This is a genomic window from Pseudomonas sp. P5_B2 (genome assembly GCF_056400445.1).
The window spans coordinates 1-1,966 of the sequence record NZ_JBFULH010000701.1 but is presented as its reverse complement, the minus strand read 5'-3'; the positions used below and the strand labels follow the sequence as shown (position 1 = coordinate 1,966).

Here is a 1,966-nt window from a genome sequence, read left to right as displayed (position 1 = left end):
AATCTGAAGCATCGGCCGAATTCCATTTGCCTTACCTGGATGCCTCGCATTGGCGGTAGGTTTCGCAATCCCAAGGACTTTGCGCTGGCTGCTGGTGCTCGACAGCCTGATCAACGAGATAAAACCCGCTAACCAGCGGACCGATCTGTTACCGGTCTACTCTTTCAATGCGCAAGGTTTGTATTTGCCCGGCGCCAAGGGCAACAAAAAGGTCGGTGACACCAAACGCCTGTCCCGCTGGCAGGACGGGTTGAAGAAAATGCAGGCCGAAGGTTTCCCGATCGAAACGACAAACCAGGAGCACGCGCTCAGATGTCTTTGTTCAAACAGCTGTTGATCGCWATCTGTCTGTTCCTGGTGGTCGCCTTCACCGGCAGYTTCATGGTCAGTCTGGAAAGCTCKCGCACCCAGTACGTCAACCAGTTGCGCTCCCACGCCCAGGACGCCGCGACGGCGCTGGCGCTGTCCCTGACGCCGAATATCGACGATCCGGCGATGGTCGAACTACTGGTCAGTTCGATTTTCGACAGTGGTTACTACTCAAGCATCCGCGTCGTCGACCTGAGCAACGACAACACCATCGTCGAGCGCAACGGCATTCCGGCGGTCAACAACGTGCCGGACTGGTTCGTCCAAATGATTGGCCTTGAACCCGCGGGTGGCGACGCGATTGTCAGTCGTGGTTGGGAACAAGCGGCGCGGGTCGAAGTGGTCAGCCACCCGATGTTCGCGCTGGCCAAGCTGTGGCAGAGCGCGCTGGGCAGTCTCGGGTGGTTGCTGATTTGCGGCGCTGTGAGCGCAGTGCTGGGGGCGCTGTTATTGCGTCGGCAATTGAAACCGCTGGACTACATGGTCAAGCAATCCCACGCCATCGCCCGCCGTGAATTCCTCAGCCTGCCGGAACTGCCGCGCACCCCCGAACTGCGCCGCGTGGTGCAGGCCATGAACCAGATGGTCGAGAAGCTCAAGGCGTTGTTCCAGGAACAGGCCGAACGCAGTGAAAAACTGCGAATCGAGTCTTATCAGGACAACCTCACCGGGCTCGCCAACCGTCGTTATTTCGAAATGCAATTGAACGCTCGGGTGAGCAATCCGGAGCAAGCCAGTTCCGGTTATTTGCTGTTGTTGCGGGTCAATGACCTGGCCGGTTTGAACCAGCGGTTGGGAGGCCAGCGCACCGACCAGCTATTGAAAGCCGTGGGTGAGCAGTTGTCCCGCGAGTGTGCGAAATACCCGGAAACCCAGAACCTCGTCACGCGTATTCGCGGCGGTGAATTCGCCGTGCTGGCGCCGGGGCTGATGCGGGAAGAGGCGTTGCATCTGGCGCAGAACCTCGACAGTGCCTTGGCCAGCCTGCATGCGACGGGTGCCACCGACGTGGCCTCGGTGGCTTCGATCGGTTTAGCGCCCTTTGTTCATGGCGATTCACCGCAAGCGGTGCTCGGGCTGGGCGATCAGGCGTTGGCCCAGGCGGAAACCCAGGGCGAGCCGAGCTGGGCGTGCCTGGATCACAGCGTGTCCACCAGTGTTGGCGATGACCATCATGCCTGGAACAATTTGCTGGACCAGGCGTTGAATCAGCGACGGTTCCAGTTGTATTTCCAACCGGTCGTGGCCAGCCAGGACACGCAATTGGTACTGCATTACAAAGTCCTGTCGCGCTTGGTCGACGAGCAGGGGCAGACCATTCCTGCCGGGCGCTTCCTGCCGTGGCTGGAACGTTTTGGCTGGACCGTGCGGTTGGATCGGCTGATGTTGGAATTGGTGCTGGAGCAGATGGCAGATCACGAAGAATCGCTGGCGCTGAACCTGTCGTCAGCGACGTTGGGCGATCCGCAGGCGCTGAATAAAGTCTTCGAGATTTTGCGCGCGAATTCCAATCTGGGACCGCGCCTGACGCTGGAAATCGGCGAGGAACAGCTGCCGGAGCAAGCGATGCTGGAAGAGCTGACGCGACGTCTGCGAG

1 protein-coding gene and 1 pseudogene are annotated in these 1,966 nt (G+C 59.6%); both read left to right on the top strand.

The genetic code is table 11. The features are described 5' to 3' along the window. Positions 1 to 91 precede the first annotated feature (91 nt). A pseudogene (locus AC1DRJ_RS25785) lies at positions 92 to 337 on the top strand (hypothetical protein); the annotation flags it as partial. Next, a partial coding sequence (locus AC1DRJ_RS25780; RefSeq protein ID WP_477804644.1) for a LapD/MoxY N-terminal periplasmic domain-containing protein occupies positions 313 to 1,966 on the top strand: 1,654 nt, incomplete at its 3' end. The pseudogene AC1DRJ_RS25785 and the gene AC1DRJ_RS25780, both read left to right, overlap by 25 nt.